Origin of the sequence: Lysinibacillus sphaericus, assembly GCF_000600105.1 — a bacterium.
In the GTDB taxonomy this organism is placed as follows: Bacteria; Bacillota; Bacilli; order Bacillales_A; family Planococcaceae; genus Lysinibacillus; species Lysinibacillus sphaericus.
In genome coordinates, this window is record NZ_CP006837.1 from 867,664 (window position 1) to 886,535 (window position 18,872).

The window sequence follows — 18,872 nt, forward strand, 5'->3', positions numbered from 1 at the left end:
AAATGTTTCCTCCACTAGCTAAGTCATCATATTTGAAGTGCCAGGCACTCAAACAATTCTTTAAAAAAAGAGGGTGCTCCATTGCAGGAGCACTCTCTTTCGGATTGTTGCATGTATTCTTTAGTTTTCTTCAACATCTTTACGGTTTTTCTTTAACATTTTGGATAGCATTTCATAGACAATTGGTACGACTACTAATGTTAATAATGTTGAAGATAATAAACCGCCAATTACTGTAATTGCGAGGTCTTTCGAAATTAGCCCACTACCGCCATTACCAATTGCCATTGGAATCATTGCACCAATTGTTGCAATGGCAGTCATTAAAATTGGACGTAAACGTGTTGCACCTGCTTCTAAAATGGCCTCACGCATCCCAAGTCCGTCGCGTTCCATATGGATAATACGGTCTACAAGTACGATGGCGTTGGTCACAACGATACCGATTAACATTAAGAGACCCATCATAACGGATACAGAAATCGTTTGATTTGTTACATATAAGCCAACAAATGCGCCAATGACTGCAAATGGTAATGAGAAGAGGATAGCAAATGGTGCTAAACCTTCACCGAACGTTACGACAAGAATAAAGTAAACGATAGCGATAGCTGCTAACATCGCAATACCTAGTTGCGTAAATGTTTCTTGCATATCTGCCGCTACACCGGATACGCCTGTTGTCACACCTTTAGGTAAGTCTAATTTATCGATCTTTTTATCTGCTGCGGTCGTTGCTTTTGAAATATCATCGCCAATAATTGTGGCAGATACAGTGGCGAAATATTCACCTTTTGAGCGCGATAGTGAATTAAGCGTAGTACCTTCTTCAACGTTTACTAATTCACCAATGGTCATCGTTGTGCCTAAAGCCGTTTTAATTTCAGTTTTTAAAACATCATCGATTGATAAGGCTGCTGCCTTGGCATCGCGTTTGACAATGACGTTAATGTCTTTGCCATCACGTTCAACTGTTGTTAACACTTCTTGTGAAGCAGTAGAATTTAAAGCCATGACAATTTGAGCAGTCGTTAAGCCATATTGTAAGACATTTTTTTGCTCTACTTTTAAGACATGTTCTACATATGGATCTTCATAATCAGACTTCACATCTTCTAGACCTTTAACTTCTTTGAGTGATCCTTCAACATCTTTAACAGCGCTACGTAACTTGTTTAAGTCTTCACTGTATAATGTGTAACTTACCTCGTTTGAAGCCATAGACGTTGATGAGAAGTTTTGGCTTTTCCATTCGCCTGATTGGTCAAGATTAAATACATAGTCTTCTACTTCTTGACGAGCAGCAGGGAAGTCTTCCATCTCTGGGTCAAAGATGAGGTACATTAATGCACCACCAGCTGTGCCACCCATCATCATTGCTGCTGGGTCAGCATTTGTAGCATCAGTAATTGAAACTTGTAAAATATCAATATCTTTTCGTTTCATTAATTCTTTTTCAACTTGTGCTACATTTACTTCTGTTTCATCAGCTAGCTCGCCAGTACCAGGTGTATATGTTAAATACATGACCTTTTCCTCTTGAGATCCCATGAAACTAAAGCCAATTAATGGTGTTAAAGCAAGGGAACCCACAAGCATTAAAATCGCAATCGTAGATGTAATGATTTTATGATTTAATGCTTTTTCTAATATACCTCTGTACCAATTAGCTAGTTTACCAACTTCTTGATGCTGGCTTTCCTTTTTCTCTCCGTAGATTTTTTTACGGAATAAGAAGTGGGATAAAGCTGGTACAATGGTAATTGCTACTATTAATGACGCACCTAAAGCAAATGTCATCGTTAATGCGAAAGGCATAAATAATTCGCCAACCATACCGCCTACAAACATAAGTGGGGCGAATACCGCTACCGTCACTAATGTAGAAGACAAGATTGGTTTAAACATTTCAATAGTTGCTTCACGAATTAGTGCGCGACCTGTTAATTTTTCTTGTTTTAAATGGATACGTCGATAAATATTTTCTACTACGACAATGGAGTCATCAATTACACGTCCAATGGCGACGGTGATTGCACCAAGTGTCATAATATTTAACGTAATATCCATCCAGTTTAATAAGAGTAATGCCATGAAAACTGAAACTGGAATTGAAATAATCGAAATAATAGTTGATTTGAAATCGCGTAAGAATAATAAGATAATTAAAACCGCGATTGCGCCACCGAATACCGCTTTTTCGATCATTGTGAAGACTGAATCTTCAATTGGAGCACCTTGGTCAAGTGAAATATCAATTTTTAAGCCGTCAATTCTTTTTTCTTCATCTTTAATCAGCTCTTTTACTGCATTGACAACCGTTACTGTATTTGCATCTTGACTTTTTACGATTTGAATTGCAATGGCATCTTTACCATTTGTACGAGATACAGATTGTACTTTACCTTCAACTTCAATCGTAGCAATGTCGCCTAAACGAACGAAAGGAGAAGGTTGTGTAGCTGAAGGTGTGACAGGTATTAATAAATCTTTTAATTCATCGATAGATTTAACTTTACCATCTACGGAAACCGCTTGTTCACCAACCGTAAATTGATATAAACCAAGTGATAATGACATATCACTTGCTTGAATCATTTGTTTGACTGCATCTTCAGTTAAGCCAAGAGCAGCCATTTTTTCTTCGTCATATTTAAACGAAACTTCTTCAATGTGTTGACCAGTAATCGTTGCTGACGCAACACCGTCGATTTTTTCGATTTTAGGAAGTAATAAATCTTCTACTGTTGATGTTAGGTCAACAATGTCTTCCTTCGAACTACTCACAGATAATGCGACAACCGGCATCATGTTCATACTAATGGCCATGATTGTTGGTTCTTGCGCGCCTTCAGGCAGTTTTACATTATCGAGAGCGGATTCTAACTGACGTTTCTTTTCATCCATATCAATGCCATAGTCATATTCGACTTGCACTTGGGCAACGTTTGAAGAGGAAGTGGAATAAACGGCTTTAACATCCTCTAAACTTTCAATGGATTTTTCAAATGGAATAGAAAGTTCATTCATGACTTGTTCAGGCGTGGCACCTGGATACACGCCCATTACAATTAAGTATGGAATCGATATATCAGGGATTGATTCCATTTTCATTCTTGTACCTGAATAAATCCCTGAGACAGTGATGATAATTGTTAATAACCACACTGCCAATTTGTTTTTCAATACAAAATTAACTAAACCTTTCACCTTCACACCTACCCTTTATTGACTTACTAGATTCAATTATTTATACTAATGACTAATCAGTCATTTGTCAACGAAATGCATTAGGAGAGATTTAAAAATATGTTAAAAAAGCAATTAATTATGGAGAAAGCATTAGAACTGTTCTCTGAACAAGGCTTTGAAGCAACATCTGTACAGCAAATTACGGAACGCTGTGGTATTTCTAAAGGGGCATTTTATTTGTCTTTTAAAACAAAAGATGAGCTTCTTTTCTCAATGGTTGACTACTACTTACAGCAATTTATTGCAGATATTGACCACGTAGTCAGAAATTCGAATAAAAAAGATGTCATGCTGGTTGATTTCTACAAAAATATTTTTCAAGCATTCAAAAAACATGCAGCATCGTCACGTGTTTTTTTTAATGAAAAGGTTTTTCTTACAAATAAAGAGTTGTTTCTCAAAGTGAGTGCCTATGAAGCAGATATGTCGAAGTCTATAGTCCAAATGCTTGAACAGTTGTATCAGGAAGAGCTACAAGAGACAAAGTACGATGTTATGTATTGTGTAAAAGGGTTTATGAAAAGTTATGCCGAGCTATTTATATTTTCTGATTTACCGCTCGACCTAGATCAGTTGGCGCAATCTTTAGCGGAAAAGACCGATATAATTGCTCGACATACGACAATTCCTTTTATTACCGAGGAACTTGCTCAATTAGTAGCAAGACCATGTGATCAAGAAATAACGCAGGAATCGCTATTACAGTTAATTGATCAAAGTATTCATAACTTAGAGCCGTCTATTGAGCGGGAATCTTTGGAGCTTTTAAAAAATCAGGTTGAGCATACAACATATAGTCAAGCGATTATCAAAGGTTTAATTGAAAATATTCGTCTGCAGCCGGGGTGTCAATGGGTCGTCTATGTATTGGATAAATACTTTCAGTTTTAATTGTTAAAATAGAATTGTTCACAGTTTTGTTATTGTGGATAATTCTATTTTTTGTATTTGTTTTTGAAAAGAGATGGTGCACTTTTCCAAGAGGATATTACTATATACGTAAAATGTTGGAGGAGGTTTCAAAATTTTAAAAATTTATGAAATCACATTCAACATTTTTAAACGTGGGACAAAATAAGCGCTATCAGAACAAAAATGATAAAGACGGATTATTTTGCCACAAAGAGTAATGGGAGATGTCCTGATTTAACTATTCAACTCCATCCATAGAGAAGGCTTGAACAAGGATACTACTTTATCGAAGAAAAATAGAGTTTCTATGCAAAAAAAGGGGGCTGGGACATAACTAAAAAAATTTAAGAAACAGACGAAAGGTGTTCATAATTTTTTGCTATATGGAGACATTAGCTATTCTTGCTTTTGCAATTTAAAAAATTAGAAGTGTTCACTAGTTTGTTGGTAGCGAAGGCGGTGACTCCAGCGGGAACAGCACATAATGTTAGACGCGGGCATTGCGCGTAGCGAGGGTTGCGGCTTACAGTGTGCCCGCGGAAAGCACCGCCGTAGCGGACAACAACGGCATAGCAAAAAAGTGTTAGATTGATGGCAGTCAATCTAACACTTTTTCTCTTATGTCCCAGCCTCTTAATATAGAAGATTATACTTCCATAATAATTGGTAATATCATTGGACGACGTTTTGTTTTCTCAAATAAATAAGGTCCTAAAACATCAGTGATTTCATTTTTAAGTTCTGTCCATTGAGGTGTTTTACCTTGGATTGTTTCATTTAGATGACGATTTAGCATTTTTTGTGCTTCGTTAATCATTGTGCCGGATTCACGCATATAGACAAACCCTCGTGAAATAATATCAGGCCCTGAAACGATTTTTTGGTTTTCCATATCAACGCTGACAACAACAATGACTAAACCTTCTTCAGAAAGGATGCGACGATCACGTAAGACAATATTACCGATGTCTCCAATACCATTACCGTCAATATAGACATCACCAGAAGGGATGCGACCTGCCACATGTGCTTCATTTGCACTTAATGCCAGAACATCACCATTTTCCATGACGAATGTATTTTCCAGTGGAACATCACAATCTTCTGCTAAATGCGTATGCATTTTTAGCATACGGAATTCACCGTGAATAGGCATAAAGAATTTTGGCTTCATCAGTCGTAGCATAAGCTTTTGTTCTTCTTGTGAACCGTGACCAGAAGTATGGATATTATTTAATGCACCGTGAATAACTTCTGCGCCAGCACGGAACAGTAAGTTGATAATTTTATTTACGCTAACCGTATTCCCTGGTACTGGTGAAGAAGAGAAGACAACTGTATCGCCAGGCTGGATTTGAATTTGACGGTGTGTACCATTGGCAATACGAGATAGTGCTGCCATTGGTTCACCTTGTGAGCCTGTACATAAAATCATTACTTCATTGGCAGGTAAACGGTTAATGCTTTGCGCATCAATAAAAGTATCTTTTGGTGCGTTGATGTAGCCTAGCTCACGGCCGATTGTAATGGCATTATCCATAGATCGACCGAATACAGCGATTTTTCGTCCGTATTTAATGGCAGCATCTGTTGCTTGTTGTAAGCGGTGAATATTGGATGCAAATGTTGCGAAAATAATACGACTATCAACCTTGCGGAAGATTTCATCGATACTTTTTCCAACTGTACGTTCAGACATTGTGAAATTTGGTTTTTCAGCATTCGTACTATCAGATAATAGGCAAAGAACGCCGTCACGTCCGATTTCAGCCATTTTTGTTAAGTTTGCAGGCTCTCCTACAGGTGTAAAGTCGAATTTAAAGTCACCTGTGTGCACGATATTGCCTGGAGGTGTTTTAACGACGATACCGTAAGCATCTGGAATACTATGCGTTGTTCTAAAGAAGCTGACAGATGTCTTTCTAAATTTAATAATATCTTCTTCTTTAATTTCGATTAGTTTTGTTGTACGTAGTAAACCATGCTCTTCTAGTTTATTGCGCAATAAGCCAAGTGCAAGCTTACCTCCATAAACAGGAACATTTACTTGACGTAGTAAATAAGGGATACCACCAATATGGTCTTCGTGTCCGTGCGTAATAAATAGCCCTTTAATTTTATCTACGTTTCGTACTAAATACGTGTAATCTGGAATAACATAGTCAATCCCGAGTAAATCGTCTTCAGGAAATTTTATACCGGCATCAATTAAGATGATTTCATCTTGAAATTGAACACCGTAAGTATTTTTGCCGATTTCGCCCAGTCCGCCGAGCGCGAAAACAGCTGCTTGGTCATTTTTAACAAACTTCATGTTTGTTAAATTTCCTCCAAGACGAAGTTCGGACTTGCTTGTTCGTACTCTAAATAGTTACCTTCAAGCAGTTGAATGAACTCAATGTTGTAATGACGGTCTTGTAACTTTTGACGTACTTCACGTTCTGAAGCAGCTTCAAGGTATAGACTTTTAGTGTTTTCGCGAACTGGAATCTCATTTGCTTTTTCTTGATAATAAACTTTGTAAATCATAGTTTGCTCTCCTTTGATTGCGTACATTATTATTGCACATTTGGCTATTACCACACACGTACTACAAGAAAAAATCGCGAATTTCTAGTATACTTTAGACGAATAAAGAAATGAGCGTTTGAATTTCTTGTATCTCAATACTTTTATCTTGCACTTTTCATGAAAAGCAATGAGACAGTGGTTGCGCATAGTCAAATAAATGCATTTCCTTTATATTATCACGCAGCTACTCTAAAATAAAGAAAAGCCCTTCAAATAATGAAGGGCAAATGTTAGGCAATTGATTTTTTTCCGAGTACGCCACGAAGTCGCTTCAACAATTTTCGCTTTAGTTTCTTCAGCATGGCACATCACTCCTTAGGATCATTATAATTAAAAACAATGCCTGTGTAAAGGATTTAGCCTTTGCAACATCATACATAAAGAGAGGGATTATAGGATGAAAAAAATTTTATTTTTTGATGTAGATGGAACGCTCTATAACAGTGAAAAAGTATTGCCTGCTTCTGCGAAAGAAGCGCTATTAGAAGCACGTCGTAAAGGATATGAGCTTGCAATTGCTACTGGACGTGCACCATTTATGATTGAACCATTGTTAGAAGAGCTTGATATTGACACATATGTGACTTTTAATGGACAGTACGTCGTTTATCAAGGCGAGGTTGTCTACGCAAATGGTGTGGAAAAAGAAGAATTAGCGAAAATTATTGCCTTTGGAGAAGCGCGCAATGAACCCGTTGTTTTTTTAGATGACAAGCGAATGATTGCGTCAGTTGGAGGGCATAACAAGGTATCCGAAAGTTTAAACACGTTAAAATACCCGTACCCAGAATTAGACTCATCTTATTATATGCAGCACGATGTTTATCAAACACTCATCTTTATGGAAGAGAAAGATGAACATTTGTATGATGAGGCATTTCCAAATGTCCAGTTCGTGCGTTGGCATGAATATTCTTGTGATATTTTACCTAAAGGAGGTTCCAAGGCTGCTGGAATCGAAAAAGTGCTCGCGAAAATGGGCTTAACGTTAGAGGATGCCATTGCTTTTGGTGATGGTATGAATGATATTGAAATGTTAGAGGCTGTTGGTACGAGCGTGGCAATGGGAAATGGACATGAAAAAGTAAAGGCGGTCGCGACACATATTACCGATCATGTAGATGCGGACGGACTTGCGAAAGCGATGCGCTATTTAAAAATTATTTAAGTGCCAGTCACTCAAACAATTTTGAATATTAAAAGGAAAACCCACGAGAAGTGGGTTTTTTACGTATTATTGGTGCCAGTCACTCAAACAATTTACTCAAACAATGCTTTAGATATCAACAACCTTCAACTGAATGCCAGCCTCCGTAAATTGATGTAATGTTTCTTTGGGCAGTCCGTTATCAGTAAGTATCATATCGACCTCTTCTAGCGGGCATACTTGAATAGCCACATCTTTATTGAATTTGGTAGAATCAGTTGCAACATAAACTGTCTGCGAAATATTAATAAGCTGTTTCCTCGTCATCGCTTCTTCTAAACTAAAATCGGATATTCCTTTTTCTAATGTCACGCCACTTGCGCATATAAATGCCTTATTAATATTGAGATGGTCGAAGTGGAAAAGGAAGTCATTTGAAGTGACCGATTTTTCCGAATGTCGCACTCTTCCGCCGATAATCATCACTTCAATATTAGAACCAATTAAATCAAATGCTACAGGAAGAGAGTTCGTCACGACTGTTAGTTTCTCCTTGCCTAGTAGAAATGGTGTCATTTGATAAGTTGTTGAGCCACTATCGATAAAAATGCAGTCACCATTATTAACTAAAGAAGCACAAGCTTTGGCAATGGCAATTTTTTCTGTTAACTGCTGTGTTAATCGATTGTCCATTAATCCTTCAACGGGTTCAATATATTTTACACCCCCATAAAACTTCTCGATTTTCTTCTCTTGCACAAGTTGTTGAATATCTCTTCGGATAGTTTCCATCGATACATTGAATTCTTTTGTCAGGGTTACTAATTTTACTACCTTGTTATTCCGAATGAATTGCAAAATATGTTGTTGCCTTTCTACTGTATACATTACATCACCTCTTATTGTTATTTACTCAAAGTAGTAATAAGTTTGTCAACAGTTAGTCAGAATTTACTCAACATTTACACAAACATGTGATTTCCCTTTACAAATTGTCTCTATACTGTGGTTAACAACTCAAAAGGAGTGAGCAATTTGTTAGAACTAAAAAATATTTCAAAAAGTTATAAAAATAAAAATGTTTTAAGAGATATAAATTTAACGATAGATTCTGGTGAAATTGTTTCGTTATTGGGGCCGAGTGGTTGTGGGAAAACGACATTACTCAACATTGTTTTAGGTCTCACAGAACAAACAGATGGGCAACTTTTTTACAATGGACAAGATATATCGAAACAATCGATGCAGGATAGAGGATTTAATATCGTTTTCCAAGATTTCGCGTTGTTCCCACATTTAAATGCTTACGACAATATCGTCTATGGCTTGAAAAATAAAAAACAGCAAATGTCAAAAGCTGAGATTCAGGAGTATGTGGATTTCTTAGAACTCGCTCCACATTTACATAAAAAGATTCACGAATTATCTGGTGGACAGAAACAACGTGTCTCTATTGCTAGAACGCTTGTTATGCAGCCGAAAATTTTATTGCTAGATGAACCGTTAAGTGCGCTAGATGGTGTGATTAAAGAATCCATTAAGGAGCGCATTAAATCAATTGCTCGCCAATTTAAATTAACAACTATTATTGTGACACATGATCCTGAGGAGGCGCTCACATTATCAGATAAAGTACTCATCATTAATGAGGGAACTGTCTCACAATATGGCACACCTCACGAAATATTGAAAACACCAAAAAATCAATTTGTGGAAGACTTTATATTAAAGCAACTTCATATTAAACGTCATAACATCTATCAACTGTTTGGAGAATCCTATGCTTAAAACGAATAAAATGGTGAAAATTCTCTTTCTGCCAATTGTCTTCTTTTTTCTGTTCTTTTTAATTGTGCCATTACTTTATATGTTTTGGCAGTCTTTGAAAAAAGGCAATAGCGTAACGATTCAAAACTATGTAGAAGCATTACAGAGCGTTGAAATTCGGGAAGCGTTTCTTAATAGTTTCCAAGTGTCATTTGTCGCTGCCGTTATTACTACTTGTTTAGCGTTTGCTCTTGCCTATGCCATGCATTTTACGACGATGAATCAACATTTAAAAAAGCTTGTACATATCGGGGTAACATTGCCGATGCTCTTGCCGACAATTACCTATGGTTTTGTATTGCTTTACACATTTGGCAATCAAGGAATACTAACAAAACTTCTGGGGAAGCCCTTAGTGACAATTTATGGATTTAATGGCTTGTTGATTGGGTATGTGCTTTACACATTGCCTGTTGCATTTATTTTAATGCAAAATTCCATGCAGTACATTGATAAACGCTTTTTGCTTGTCTCGATGCTAATGCATGATAGACCATCACGTCGATTTTACCATACCGTATTTCGACCTATGATAGGAACAATTGGTGGAGCATTTATTTTAACGTTTATTTTAAGTTTTACCGATTTTGGTATCCCTGCTTCGGTAGGTGGGGGTTATAAAGTGATTGCAACAGAGCTATATCAAGCGATGCTTGGTTCTATTGTGCGATTTGAACAAGGGGCGGTAATTTCCGTACTCATGCTTGTACCTGCTGTACTTGGCATCGTGATGCTAAGCGTGCTAGATCGATTTAATTTTCAATATAAGCATGTCAGTCAAAGTGCTCTAGTCGTGCATCGTCTTCGAGACAGTACATTTACAGTGCTATCGCTAGTATGCGTAAGTACGATTTTTATCATCTTCTCAACAATGTTTATCGTGCCGTTTACTAAGGGCTATCCATATGACTTTAGCTTCACATTGGAACATGTACAAAATGTTTTAGCAGAAAAGAATTTAACAAGGGTTTATATGAATTCTCTTATTGTTGCCTTTTTTACAGCAATTTTAGGTGTGGGCATCGCGTTTGTTTCAGCACTTCTAAATGTCAGAACACCGTTAAAAGGGAGAAGTACATTAGATTTTGCGTCAATGATTACCAATACAGTGCCAGGTATGGTACTCGGTCTTTCTTATTTATTTTTCTTCAATGGGAGTTCGCTTAAAGGGACCTTCTTTATCATTATTGCCTATACGGTTGTCCATTTCTTTACAACACCGTATTTAATGGCGAAAAACTCTTTGCAAAAAATGGACCCAACATGGGAAGTGACGGGAGAGTTATTAAAGGACTCTTGGCTTCAAACGGTCGTTCGCGTTATTTTGCCGAATATAAGACCTACTATTTTTCAAATGTTTAGCTATTATTTTTTAAATGCCATGGTGACAGTTAGTGGCGTAATTTTCCTTGTCAGTACGAAAACGATGCTTGTCTCTACGCGCATTAAAGAATTGCAGCATTTTGCGAAGTATACGGATATTTTTGTTCTCTCAATTTTTATTTTATGTACAAACCTCATTGTGAAATTAGGTTGTGACTATATAACAACAAATAAAGAAAAGTTTAAGGAGATGTAATGATGAAAAAGTCGACAGTCATGATGTTTGGAACGGTTAGTTCTGCAATTGTATTAGCAGCGTGTGGAGGTGCGGAGGCTGATACGAAGGATCAAGTTATTATCTATTCTAATGCTGATGATGAAGCAATTGAAGTAATGCAAACCACACTCGATAAAAAGGGGTATGAAGGAAAGTATATTATCCAATCATTCGGTACATCTGAATTAGGTGGGAAAATGATGGCAGAGGGTAAGGATATTGAAGCGGATGTGGTAACAATGGCTTCTTACTTTATCGAAAGTGCTCAAACATCTAAATCAATGTTTGTTGAACTAACTTCTGAGTTAAAGCCGTTAGATGGTGGTTCAACTTATGCATTACCGATTTTAGGGAATGTCGGGTCTATTTTTATCAATACAGATTTATTGGCGCAAAAAGGGCTACCTGTGCCACAAACAATTAAAGATTTAACGAAGCCAGAATATAAAGATTTAGTTTCTTTTCCAAATATTTTAGACTCCTCTACTGGCTGGCTATTAGTACAGGCGATTATGAGTGAATATGGCGAAAAAGAAGGAAAGCAAGTATTAGCAGATTTAATTAAAAATGCTGGACCGCATATTGAAAGTTCTGGTTCTGGCCCTATTAAAAAGGTGAAAACAGGAGAAGTCGCAGCAGGGTTTGGCTTACGTATTCAAGCAATTGATGCCAAAAATGAGGGCTTACCAATCGACTATATTGACCCAACGGAAGGTAACTTCACGTTAACAGAATCTGTTGCCGTTGTAGATAAAGAAGGGGACGAGGCATTGGCGAGTGAAATAGCAAAGGTCATTGCGACTGAGGCGCGAGCAGATTTGTTAAAACAATATCCTGTAGCACTTTATGAAGGCGAGCAAGTAGAGGAAAAATATGTTCCAAAATACTTAAAAAAATGGGATACGACTTTAACTGTCGATTTATTAGAAAAACATCAAACATTCTTTAAAGAAGCACAACAATAAAGGAGCCTAACAATATGAATACCTACAAATTATTAACTCCCGGTCCACTAACAACTACAGAAGCAGTAAAAAAAGAGATGCTAGTGGATCGCTGTACATGGGATGACGACTACAAGCAAGTTACACAAGAAATACGCAAACAGTTAGTGGCGATAGCGCAGGTTGATGAAACAGACTATACAGCTATTTTAATGCAAGGAAGTGGGAGCTTTGTCGTTGAATCGGTTCTGACAACTGCTATTGGAAATGCAGATAAGGTACTCATTATTACAAATGGAGCGTACGGGGAACGAATCGTAGAAATGGCAACAGTCCTTCAATTACAGCATGTTGTTTACAGTCTACCGTATCATGAGCAACCATCACCTTTAGAAGTACAAGCTATACTTGAAAAAGATGCTGCTATTACGCATGTCGCGATTGTCCATTGTGAGACGACAACGGGGATATTAAATCCTATTGATGAAATAGGCAAAGTTGTAAAATCGTTTAATAAAACATTTATTGTAGATGCAATGAGTAGCTTTGGTGGCGTGCCAATGGATTTATCGAATATGCAAATTGATTTTTTAATCAGTAGTGCTAACAAATGTATTCAAGGCGTGCCAGGTTTTGGATTTGTTGTTGCGAAAATAGAAGCGTTAGAAAAATGTAAAGGACAAGCCAAGAGTGTAGCATTAGATTTATACAAACAATGGGAAGTGATGAGTGTAGACGGGAAATGGCGTTTTACATCACCAACACATGTTGTAGCGGCCTTTGCAAAGGCGTTGGAGGAACTTGCTGAAGAAGGTGGCGTTGCGGCACGCTACACACGATATGCTAAAAATAATCAACTATTGCGTGAAAGATTATCACGCTGTGGTTTTGAAGCTTATATTTCAGCGGAAATGCAATCACCGATTATCACGACGTTTTTATATCCATATGAAGGATTTTCTTTCGAGCATTTCTATCATGAAATGAAACAAGCAGGCTTTGTTATTTATCCTGGTAAGCTAACTGAATTTGATACATTCCGAATCGGTAATATAGGGGATGTTCATGAGGAAGATATGACTACATTATGTAATGTTATTGAAAACTATATGGCGGTGAAAAATAATGAAAATTGAAGCGGTAATTTTTGATTGGGCAGGTACAGCGGTTGACTTTGGTTGTTTTGCACCTGTCAATGTATTTCTTACTATTTTTGAAGATGCAGGTGTTGCGGTGACACTAGAAGAAGCACGCAAACCGATGGGCATGTTGAAAATTGACCATATTCGGACGATGCTTGAGATGCCAAGAGTGAGTGAGGCATGGGCACGTGTGTATGGCCGTTCATTTACAGAACAAGATGTACAGGCACTGTATTCGCAGTTTGAAACGAAATTAATGGCATCGCTTGCTAAGTATACGGACCCGATTCCACATGTGAAAGAAACGGTTCAACAATTAAGACAAGCCGGAATACGCATTGGCTCCACAACAGGCTATACTGCCGCTATGATGGAAGTCGTGACACATCACGCTGCTGAGAAAGGATACAAGCCTGATTTTTTAGTTACACCGACTGATATAGGAGATAAGGGACGTCCCTATCCATATATGATTTTCAGAAATTTAGAAGAACTTGGCGTGAAAGCGACAAAGCAAGTCGTTAAAGTCGGGGATACTACGTCAGATATACAAGAGGCATTAAATGCCGGAGTTTGGGCTGTTGGCGTTATAGTCGGAAGTTCTGAAATGGGTTTAACAGAACAAGAATTTATGAGTCTATCTGATGAAGAGCAACAAGCCGTTATTGAAAAAACAAAAGCTATTTTTGAACAAACGGGTGCACACTATACGATTCAAACAATGCGTGAACTGCCGGCATTAATTGAGACGATTAATGCGCGATTAGTTTAAAAGATAGCAGATAGAATAAAAGCGAAAAAGTGTTAGATTGACTGCAATCAATCTAACACTTTTTGCTATGCATATAAGAGTAAGTGTCAGGCAACTAATTCAATTTCCGTGTTAGCCATGTATTTATGACTTGCCAAGTAAAAATCCACGTAGACTCCTGGGGGAACGCAAGCAATGTAAGACGCAACAGACCGCGCGACAGCGATGGTAGGCGCTTACGTGTGCGCCAGCGGAAAGCATCCGTCGTAGCTACTAGTGAGTCTTAGTCGCGTTCGTATGGAACAGCGTCTGGAATTTCAGCAAATGGATTTTTTTCATTGATGCGATCATAAAACATAATGCCGTTTAAATGATCTAATTCATGCTGGAAGGCGATAGCTGGCAAGCCAGTTAGACGCATTTTTTTCTCTTCGCCGTCCATTGTTTTAAATTTCACGGTTATACGTGCGTGACGTGGCACATACCCAGGGACATTGCGATCAACAGATAAGCAACCTTCGCCAGTTGGCAAATAGGTATTTTCAACAGAGTGGCTAACAATTTTCGGATTGATTGCGATAAAGCTCAATTGTTCTCCTTTGTCATCTTTTAAGTGAAGGGCAAACATGCGGTGTAGACTATTTACTTGGTTAGCAGCTAATCCAATCCCGCTGCGTAAATCATATTTATCGGCAATTTCAGGATCTTGACTGTTAATTAAAAACTGTAGCATATCTGTAGCAAGCTGTTTTATTTCATCAGTTAAAGGGAATTGAACTTCCTCTGTTTTAGTGCGGAGTGTCGGATGGCCTTCGCGAATTATATCATCCATTAAAATCATGTGAGAATCTTCCTTTCAATCTTTGTATTACCTTATTTATAAGTATACATCACGCATTAAAACATGCACATGAAAAAAGACTTTATTTGAATAAACTTAAAAAATTTTTGTGTAGCTATTAGATTACAGAAAACTGGGGTATTCTACTATTGGTCATTATTTGGAGAAACGTAATGTTTGAGCGCTTAAAGGAAGTTGTTGTAATACAGATTTTTATTGTTAGTGATACAGTATAGGACAGTCTACTCTTAACGTTTTTGTAGAAAAATTCTTTGGTATAAGGCGTAATATATGATTGACCGACTGTATTTTATTCAGTATACTGAGTCCTAAGAATAAGTTGTACTAGTTTGAAAGTGATTTATTTTAATACAGTTGAAAGGGAGATGTGACAAATGAGCAAAAAAAACAATAATATTTTTGATCCACAACAAACGCTAACTGAAATCGAAGAAAAGTTTGAAATGTTTCAAATTTTGAACGAAGAAGGCGAAATTATAAATGAAGAGGCAGATCCGAAATTAGCAGATGAAGAGTTAGTTGAGTTAATGACGCGTATGGTTTATACACGTATTTTAGATCAACGTTCCATTTCTCTTAACCGTCAAGGTCGATTAGGCTTCTACGCACCAACAGCTGGTCAGGAAGCTTCACAACTTGCTTCTCACTTTGCATTAGAAAAAGAAGATTGGATTTTACCAGGTTACCGTGATGTACCACAAATTGTATGGCATGGTTTACCGTTAGATAAAGCATTTTTATTCTCACGTGGTCACTTCGAGGGCAATCAAATCCCAGAAGGTGTTAATGTTTTACCACCACAAATCATTATTGGTGCACAATTTATCCAAGCTGCTGGGGTGGCACTTGGTATGCAAAAACGAGGTAAAAAAGCTGTAGCAGTTACTTATACAGGTGATGGTGGGTCATCACAAGGTGATTTCTACGAAGGAATGAACTTTGCTGGTGCATTTAAATCACCTGCCATTTTCATCGTACAAAATAACCAATTCGCAATTTCTACACCGCGTGAATTACAAACAGCTGCAAAAACAATTGCACAAAAAGGTGTTGCAGCAGGTATCCCAAGTATTTTAGTAGATGGTATGGATGCACTTGCAGTGTACGTTGCTACTCGTGATGCACGTGAGCGCGCAATCAATGGTGAGGGTCCAACGTTTATCGAAACAATGTGTTACCGTTATGGTCCACATACAATGGCGGGGGATGATCCAACACGTTACCGTACGTCTGACACGGATAACGAGTGGGCTCAAAAAGACCCGTTAGTTCGTTTCCGTAAATACCTTGAGGGTAAAGGACTATGGGATGAGAAAAAAGAAGAGGCTGTTATTGAGCGTGCGAAAGAAGAAATTAAAGACGCAATTAAAAAAGCCGATGCTGCACCAAAGCAAAAAGTAACACAGTTAATGGAAAATATGTACAAAGGCGAAATGCCTTCGAATTTAAAAGAACAGTATGAAATCTACAAAGAGAAGGAGTCGAAATAAGCTATGGCACAAATGACGATGATTCAAGCAATTACAGATGCGCTTCGCACAGAATTAAAGAATGATGAAAACGTTCTGTTATTCGGGGAAGATATAGGCGTCAACGGTGGGGTTTTCCGTGCAACTGAAGGCCTACAAAAAGAATTTGGTGTAGATCGTGTATTCGATACACCATTAGCAGAGTCAGGTATTGGTGGCTTAGCAATCGGTCTTTCGCTTCAAGGTTTCCGACCAGTTCCAGAAATTCAGTTTTTCGGCTTCGTCTATGAAGTGATGGATTCAATCAGTGGACAATTAGCTCGTTTAAGCTACCGTAGCGGTGGTGTATATAATGCACCTGTTACAATCCGTTCTCCATTTGGTGGCGGTGTGCATACACCAGAAATGCACTCAGATAGCTTAGAAAGTTTAATGACGGCACAGCCGGGCTTAACAGTCGTTGTACCATCAACACCTTACGATGCTAAAGGATTACTTATTTCTTCTATTCGCAATGACAATCCAGTCATTTTCTTAGAGCATTTAAAATTATATCGCTCATTCCGCGAAGAAGTACCTGAGGAAGCATATGAAATTCCATTAGGTAAGGCAGATGTAAAACGTGAAGGTAAAGATCTAACAATTATTGCATATGGCTTAATGGTACATGAAAGCTTAAAAGCAGCAGAAGAACTTGAAAAAGAAGGGCATTCTGTAGAAGTTATTGATTTACGTACAATTCAACCAATCGATATTGAAACAATCATTGCGTCAGTTGAGAAAACAGGCCGAGCAATCGTTGTTCAAGAGGCACAAAAACAAGCAGGTATTGCTGCGAATGTTGTCGCTGAAATTACAGAACGAGCTATCTTGAGTTTAGAAGCACCTGTACTTCGAGTAGCAGCACCAGATACAGTGTACCCATTCCCACAAGCTGAAGGTGTTTGGTTACCGAACTATAAAGATGTAATGGAAACAGCGAAAAAAGTCTTAACATTCTAATGTAGTTTGCATATTTGAAGAAAAGCAAAGAGAAAGGATGGGTACACATGGCATTTGAATTCAGATTACCGGATATTGGCGAGGGTATTCACGAAGGCGAAATTGTAAAATGGTTCGTTAAAGCTGGGGATACTGTCAAAGAAGACGATATTCTTTGTGAAGTACAAAACGATAAAGCAGTTGTAGAAATTCCTTCACCAGTTGAAGGGAAAGTAGAGGAAATCTTAGTAGGAGAAGGTACAGTTGCTGTTGTTGGCGATGTATTAATCCGTTTAGATGCTCCAGGCTACGAAGATTTAAAACTTAAAGGTGACGATCATGCAGAGGCGAAAACGGAGGCACAAGTTCAGTCAACGGCTGAAGCTGGTCAGGATGTAGCAAAAGCGCCTGCTAAAGAAGAAGCACCAAAAGCTCCAGCAACAGCGGAAGTAGCTGTAAAACAAGAAACAGCAGATAGTACAAAACGTATTATTGCAATGCCTTCTGTTCGTAAATTTGCAAGAGACAATGAAGTAAATATTCATGAAGTGTCAGGTACTGGTAAAAACGGCCGTATTCTAAAGGAAGATATTGAGAATTTCCTAAATGGTGGTGGATCAGTGCAAGCTGCAGAAGCTCCAGTGGCAAATGAAGAAGCAGTTGCTCAACAAGAAACTGCCCAAGCTGCGCCAGTTGTTCTTGAAGGAGACTTCCCAGAAACACGTGAAAAAATGTCTGGTATTCGCAAGGCGATTGCCAAGGCAATGGTTCACTCGAAACAAACAGCACCTCATGTTACACTAATGGATGAAGTTGATGTAACAGCTCTTGTAGCACATCGCAAAAAATTCAAAGATATTGCTGCTGAAAAAGGTGTAAAATTAACGTATTTACCATACGTAGTAAAAGCGCTTATTTCAACATTGCGTGAATTCCCAGAATTTAACCGTTCTTTAGATGATGCAACACAAGAAATTATTCAAAAGCACTACTACAATATCGGTATTGCAGCAGACACAGAAAAAGGTTTATTAGTTCCAGTTATTAAACATGCAGATCGCAAATCAGTATTTGCAGTTTCAAATGAAATTAATGACTTAGCGACAAAAGCGCGAGATGGTAAACTTGCTCCGCATGAAATGAAGGGCGCTTCCATGTCTATCACGAATATCGGTTCTGCAGGTGGCCAATGGTTTACGCCAGTAATTAACCACCCTGAAGTAGCGATTTTAGGTATTGGTCGAATTTCTGAAAAACCTGTAATAAAAAATGGTGAAATTGTAGCTGCACCTGTGTTAGCATTATCATTGAGCTTTGATCATCGCATGATCGATGGAGCCACTGCGCAAAATGCTTTAAATCACTTAAAGCGTTTGTTAAGTGAGCCAGAATTATTATTAATGGAGGCGTAACA

Annotated in this window: 15 protein-coding genes; 10 read left to right on the top strand and 5 right to left on the bottom strand. The window is 37.9% G+C overall.

What is annotated here, in order from left to right; translation table 11 throughout:
• Positions 1 to 120: 120 nt before the first annotated feature.
• Positions 121 to 3,210, bottom strand: a complete 3,090-nt coding sequence (locus T479_RS03950) for an efflux RND transporter permease subunit (RefSeq protein WP_025218728.1) — start codon at positions 3,208 to 3,210, stop codon at positions 121 to 123.
• Positions 3,211 to 3,309: 99 nt separating this feature from the next.
• Between T479_RS03950 and T479_RS03955 the strand changes: the two genes are divergently transcribed.
• Positions 3,310 to 4,143: a TetR/AcrR family transcriptional regulator gene (locus tag T479_RS03955; protein ID WP_025218729.1), complete on the top strand. Its 834-nt coding sequence runs from the start codon at positions 3,310 to 3,312 to the stop codon at positions 4,141 to 4,143.
• Between the two features lie 667 nt (positions 4,144 to 4,810).
• On the opposite strand, the gene rnjA is transcribed toward T479_RS03955, so the two are convergent.
• Both rnjA and T479_RS03965 read right to left on the bottom strand, forming a co-directional pair.
• The gene (rnjA, locus tag T479_RS03960; RefSeq protein ID WP_024362215.1) at positions 4,811 to 6,478 is read right to left on the bottom strand and encodes a ribonuclease J1; all 1,668 of its coding nucleotides are present in this window, start codon (positions 6,476 to 6,478) and stop codon (positions 4,811 to 4,813) included.
• Between the two features lie 5 nt (positions 6,479 to 6,483).
• Positions 6,484 to 6,693, bottom strand: coding sequence for a DNA-directed RNA polymerase subunit epsilon (locus T479_RS03965; protein WP_024362214.1), 210 nt, complete (start codon positions 6,691 to 6,693; stop codon positions 6,484 to 6,486).
• A 439-nt stretch (positions 6,694 to 7,132) separates the two neighbouring features.
• Between T479_RS03965 and T479_RS03970 the strand changes: the two genes are divergently transcribed.
• Positions 7,133 to 7,903, top strand: coding sequence for a Cof-type HAD-IIB family hydrolase (locus T479_RS03970; RefSeq protein WP_024362213.1), 771 nt, complete (start codon positions 7,133 to 7,135; stop codon positions 7,901 to 7,903).
• A gap of 108 nt (positions 7,904 to 8,011) precedes the next feature.
• Here T479_RS03970 and T479_RS03975 read toward each other — a convergent pair whose 3' ends face one another.
• Positions 8,012 to 8,770: a DeoR/GlpR family DNA-binding transcription regulator gene (locus tag T479_RS03975; protein WP_024362212.1), complete on the bottom strand. Its 759-nt coding sequence runs from the start codon at positions 8,768 to 8,770 to the stop codon at positions 8,012 to 8,014.
• A gap of 147 nt (positions 8,771 to 8,917) precedes the next feature.
• Here T479_RS03975 and T479_RS03980 point away from each other — a divergent pair, with 147 nt between their 5' ends.
• From T479_RS03980 to phnX, 5 genes are read left to right on the top strand one after another with little or no spacing between them, the layout of a single operon-like run.
• The gene (locus T479_RS03980) at positions 8,918 to 9,670 is read left to right on the top strand and encodes an ABC transporter ATP-binding protein (protein WP_024362211.1); all 753 of its coding nucleotides are present in this window, start codon (positions 8,918 to 8,920) and stop codon (positions 9,668 to 9,670) included.
• Positions 9,663 to 11,288 (top strand): ABC transporter permease subunit, encoded by a 1,626-nt coding sequence (locus T479_RS03985; RefSeq protein WP_025218730.1) that lies wholly within the window; start codon positions 9,663 to 9,665, stop codon positions 11,286 to 11,288. The genes T479_RS03980 and T479_RS03985 overlap by 8 nt, the downstream gene beginning before the upstream one ends.
• Positions 11,289 to 11,290: 2 nt before the next feature.
• A complete protein-coding gene (locus T479_RS03990) occupies positions 11,291 to 12,274 on the top strand; it encodes an extracellular solute-binding protein (RefSeq protein WP_024362209.1) in 984 nt (327 codons plus the stop codon).
• A gap of 14 nt (positions 12,275 to 12,288) precedes the next feature.
• On the top strand, positions 12,289 to 13,389 hold the full coding sequence (gene phnW / locus T479_RS03995; RefSeq protein ID WP_025218731.1) for a 2-aminoethylphosphonate--pyruvate transaminase: 1,101 nt from the start codon (positions 12,289 to 12,291) through the stop codon (positions 13,387 to 13,389).
• Positions 13,379 to 14,167, top strand: coding sequence for a phosphonoacetaldehyde hydrolase (gene phnX / locus T479_RS04000; protein WP_029747190.1), 789 nt, complete (start codon positions 13,379 to 13,381; stop codon positions 14,165 to 14,167). Before phnW ends, phnX begins: the two co-directional genes overlap by 11 nt.
• Before the next feature lie 262 nt (positions 14,168 to 14,429).
• On the opposite strand, the gene def is transcribed toward phnX, so the two are convergent.
• Positions 14,430 to 14,987 (bottom strand): peptide deformylase, encoded by a 558-nt coding sequence (gene def, locus T479_RS04005; RefSeq protein ID WP_024362207.1) that lies wholly within the window; start codon positions 14,985 to 14,987, stop codon positions 14,430 to 14,432.
• A gap of 395 nt (positions 14,988 to 15,382) precedes the next feature.
• Between def and pdhA the strand changes: the two genes are divergently transcribed.
• Genes pdhA through T479_RS04020 form a run of 3 tightly spaced genes read left to right on the top strand, consistent with a single transcriptional unit; the run spans position 15,383 to position 18,870 of the window.
• Positions 15,383 to 16,498, top strand: coding sequence for a pyruvate dehydrogenase (acetyl-transferring) E1 component subunit alpha (gene pdhA / locus T479_RS04010; RefSeq protein WP_024362206.1), 1,116 nt, complete (start codon positions 15,383 to 15,385; stop codon positions 16,496 to 16,498).
• Between the two features lie 3 nt (positions 16,499 to 16,501).
• Entirely contained in the window at positions 16,502 to 17,479 is a 978-nt protein-coding gene (locus tag T479_RS04015; RefSeq protein ID WP_024362205.1) for an alpha-ketoacid dehydrogenase subunit beta, read from the top strand.
• A 47-nt stretch (positions 17,480 to 17,526) separates the two neighbouring features.
• Positions 17,527 to 18,870: a dihydrolipoamide acetyltransferase family protein gene (locus tag T479_RS04020; protein WP_025218732.1), complete on the top strand. Its 1,344-nt coding sequence runs from the start codon at positions 17,527 to 17,529 to the stop codon at positions 18,868 to 18,870.
• The last annotated feature ends 2 nt before the right edge of the window (positions 18,871 to 18,872 follow it).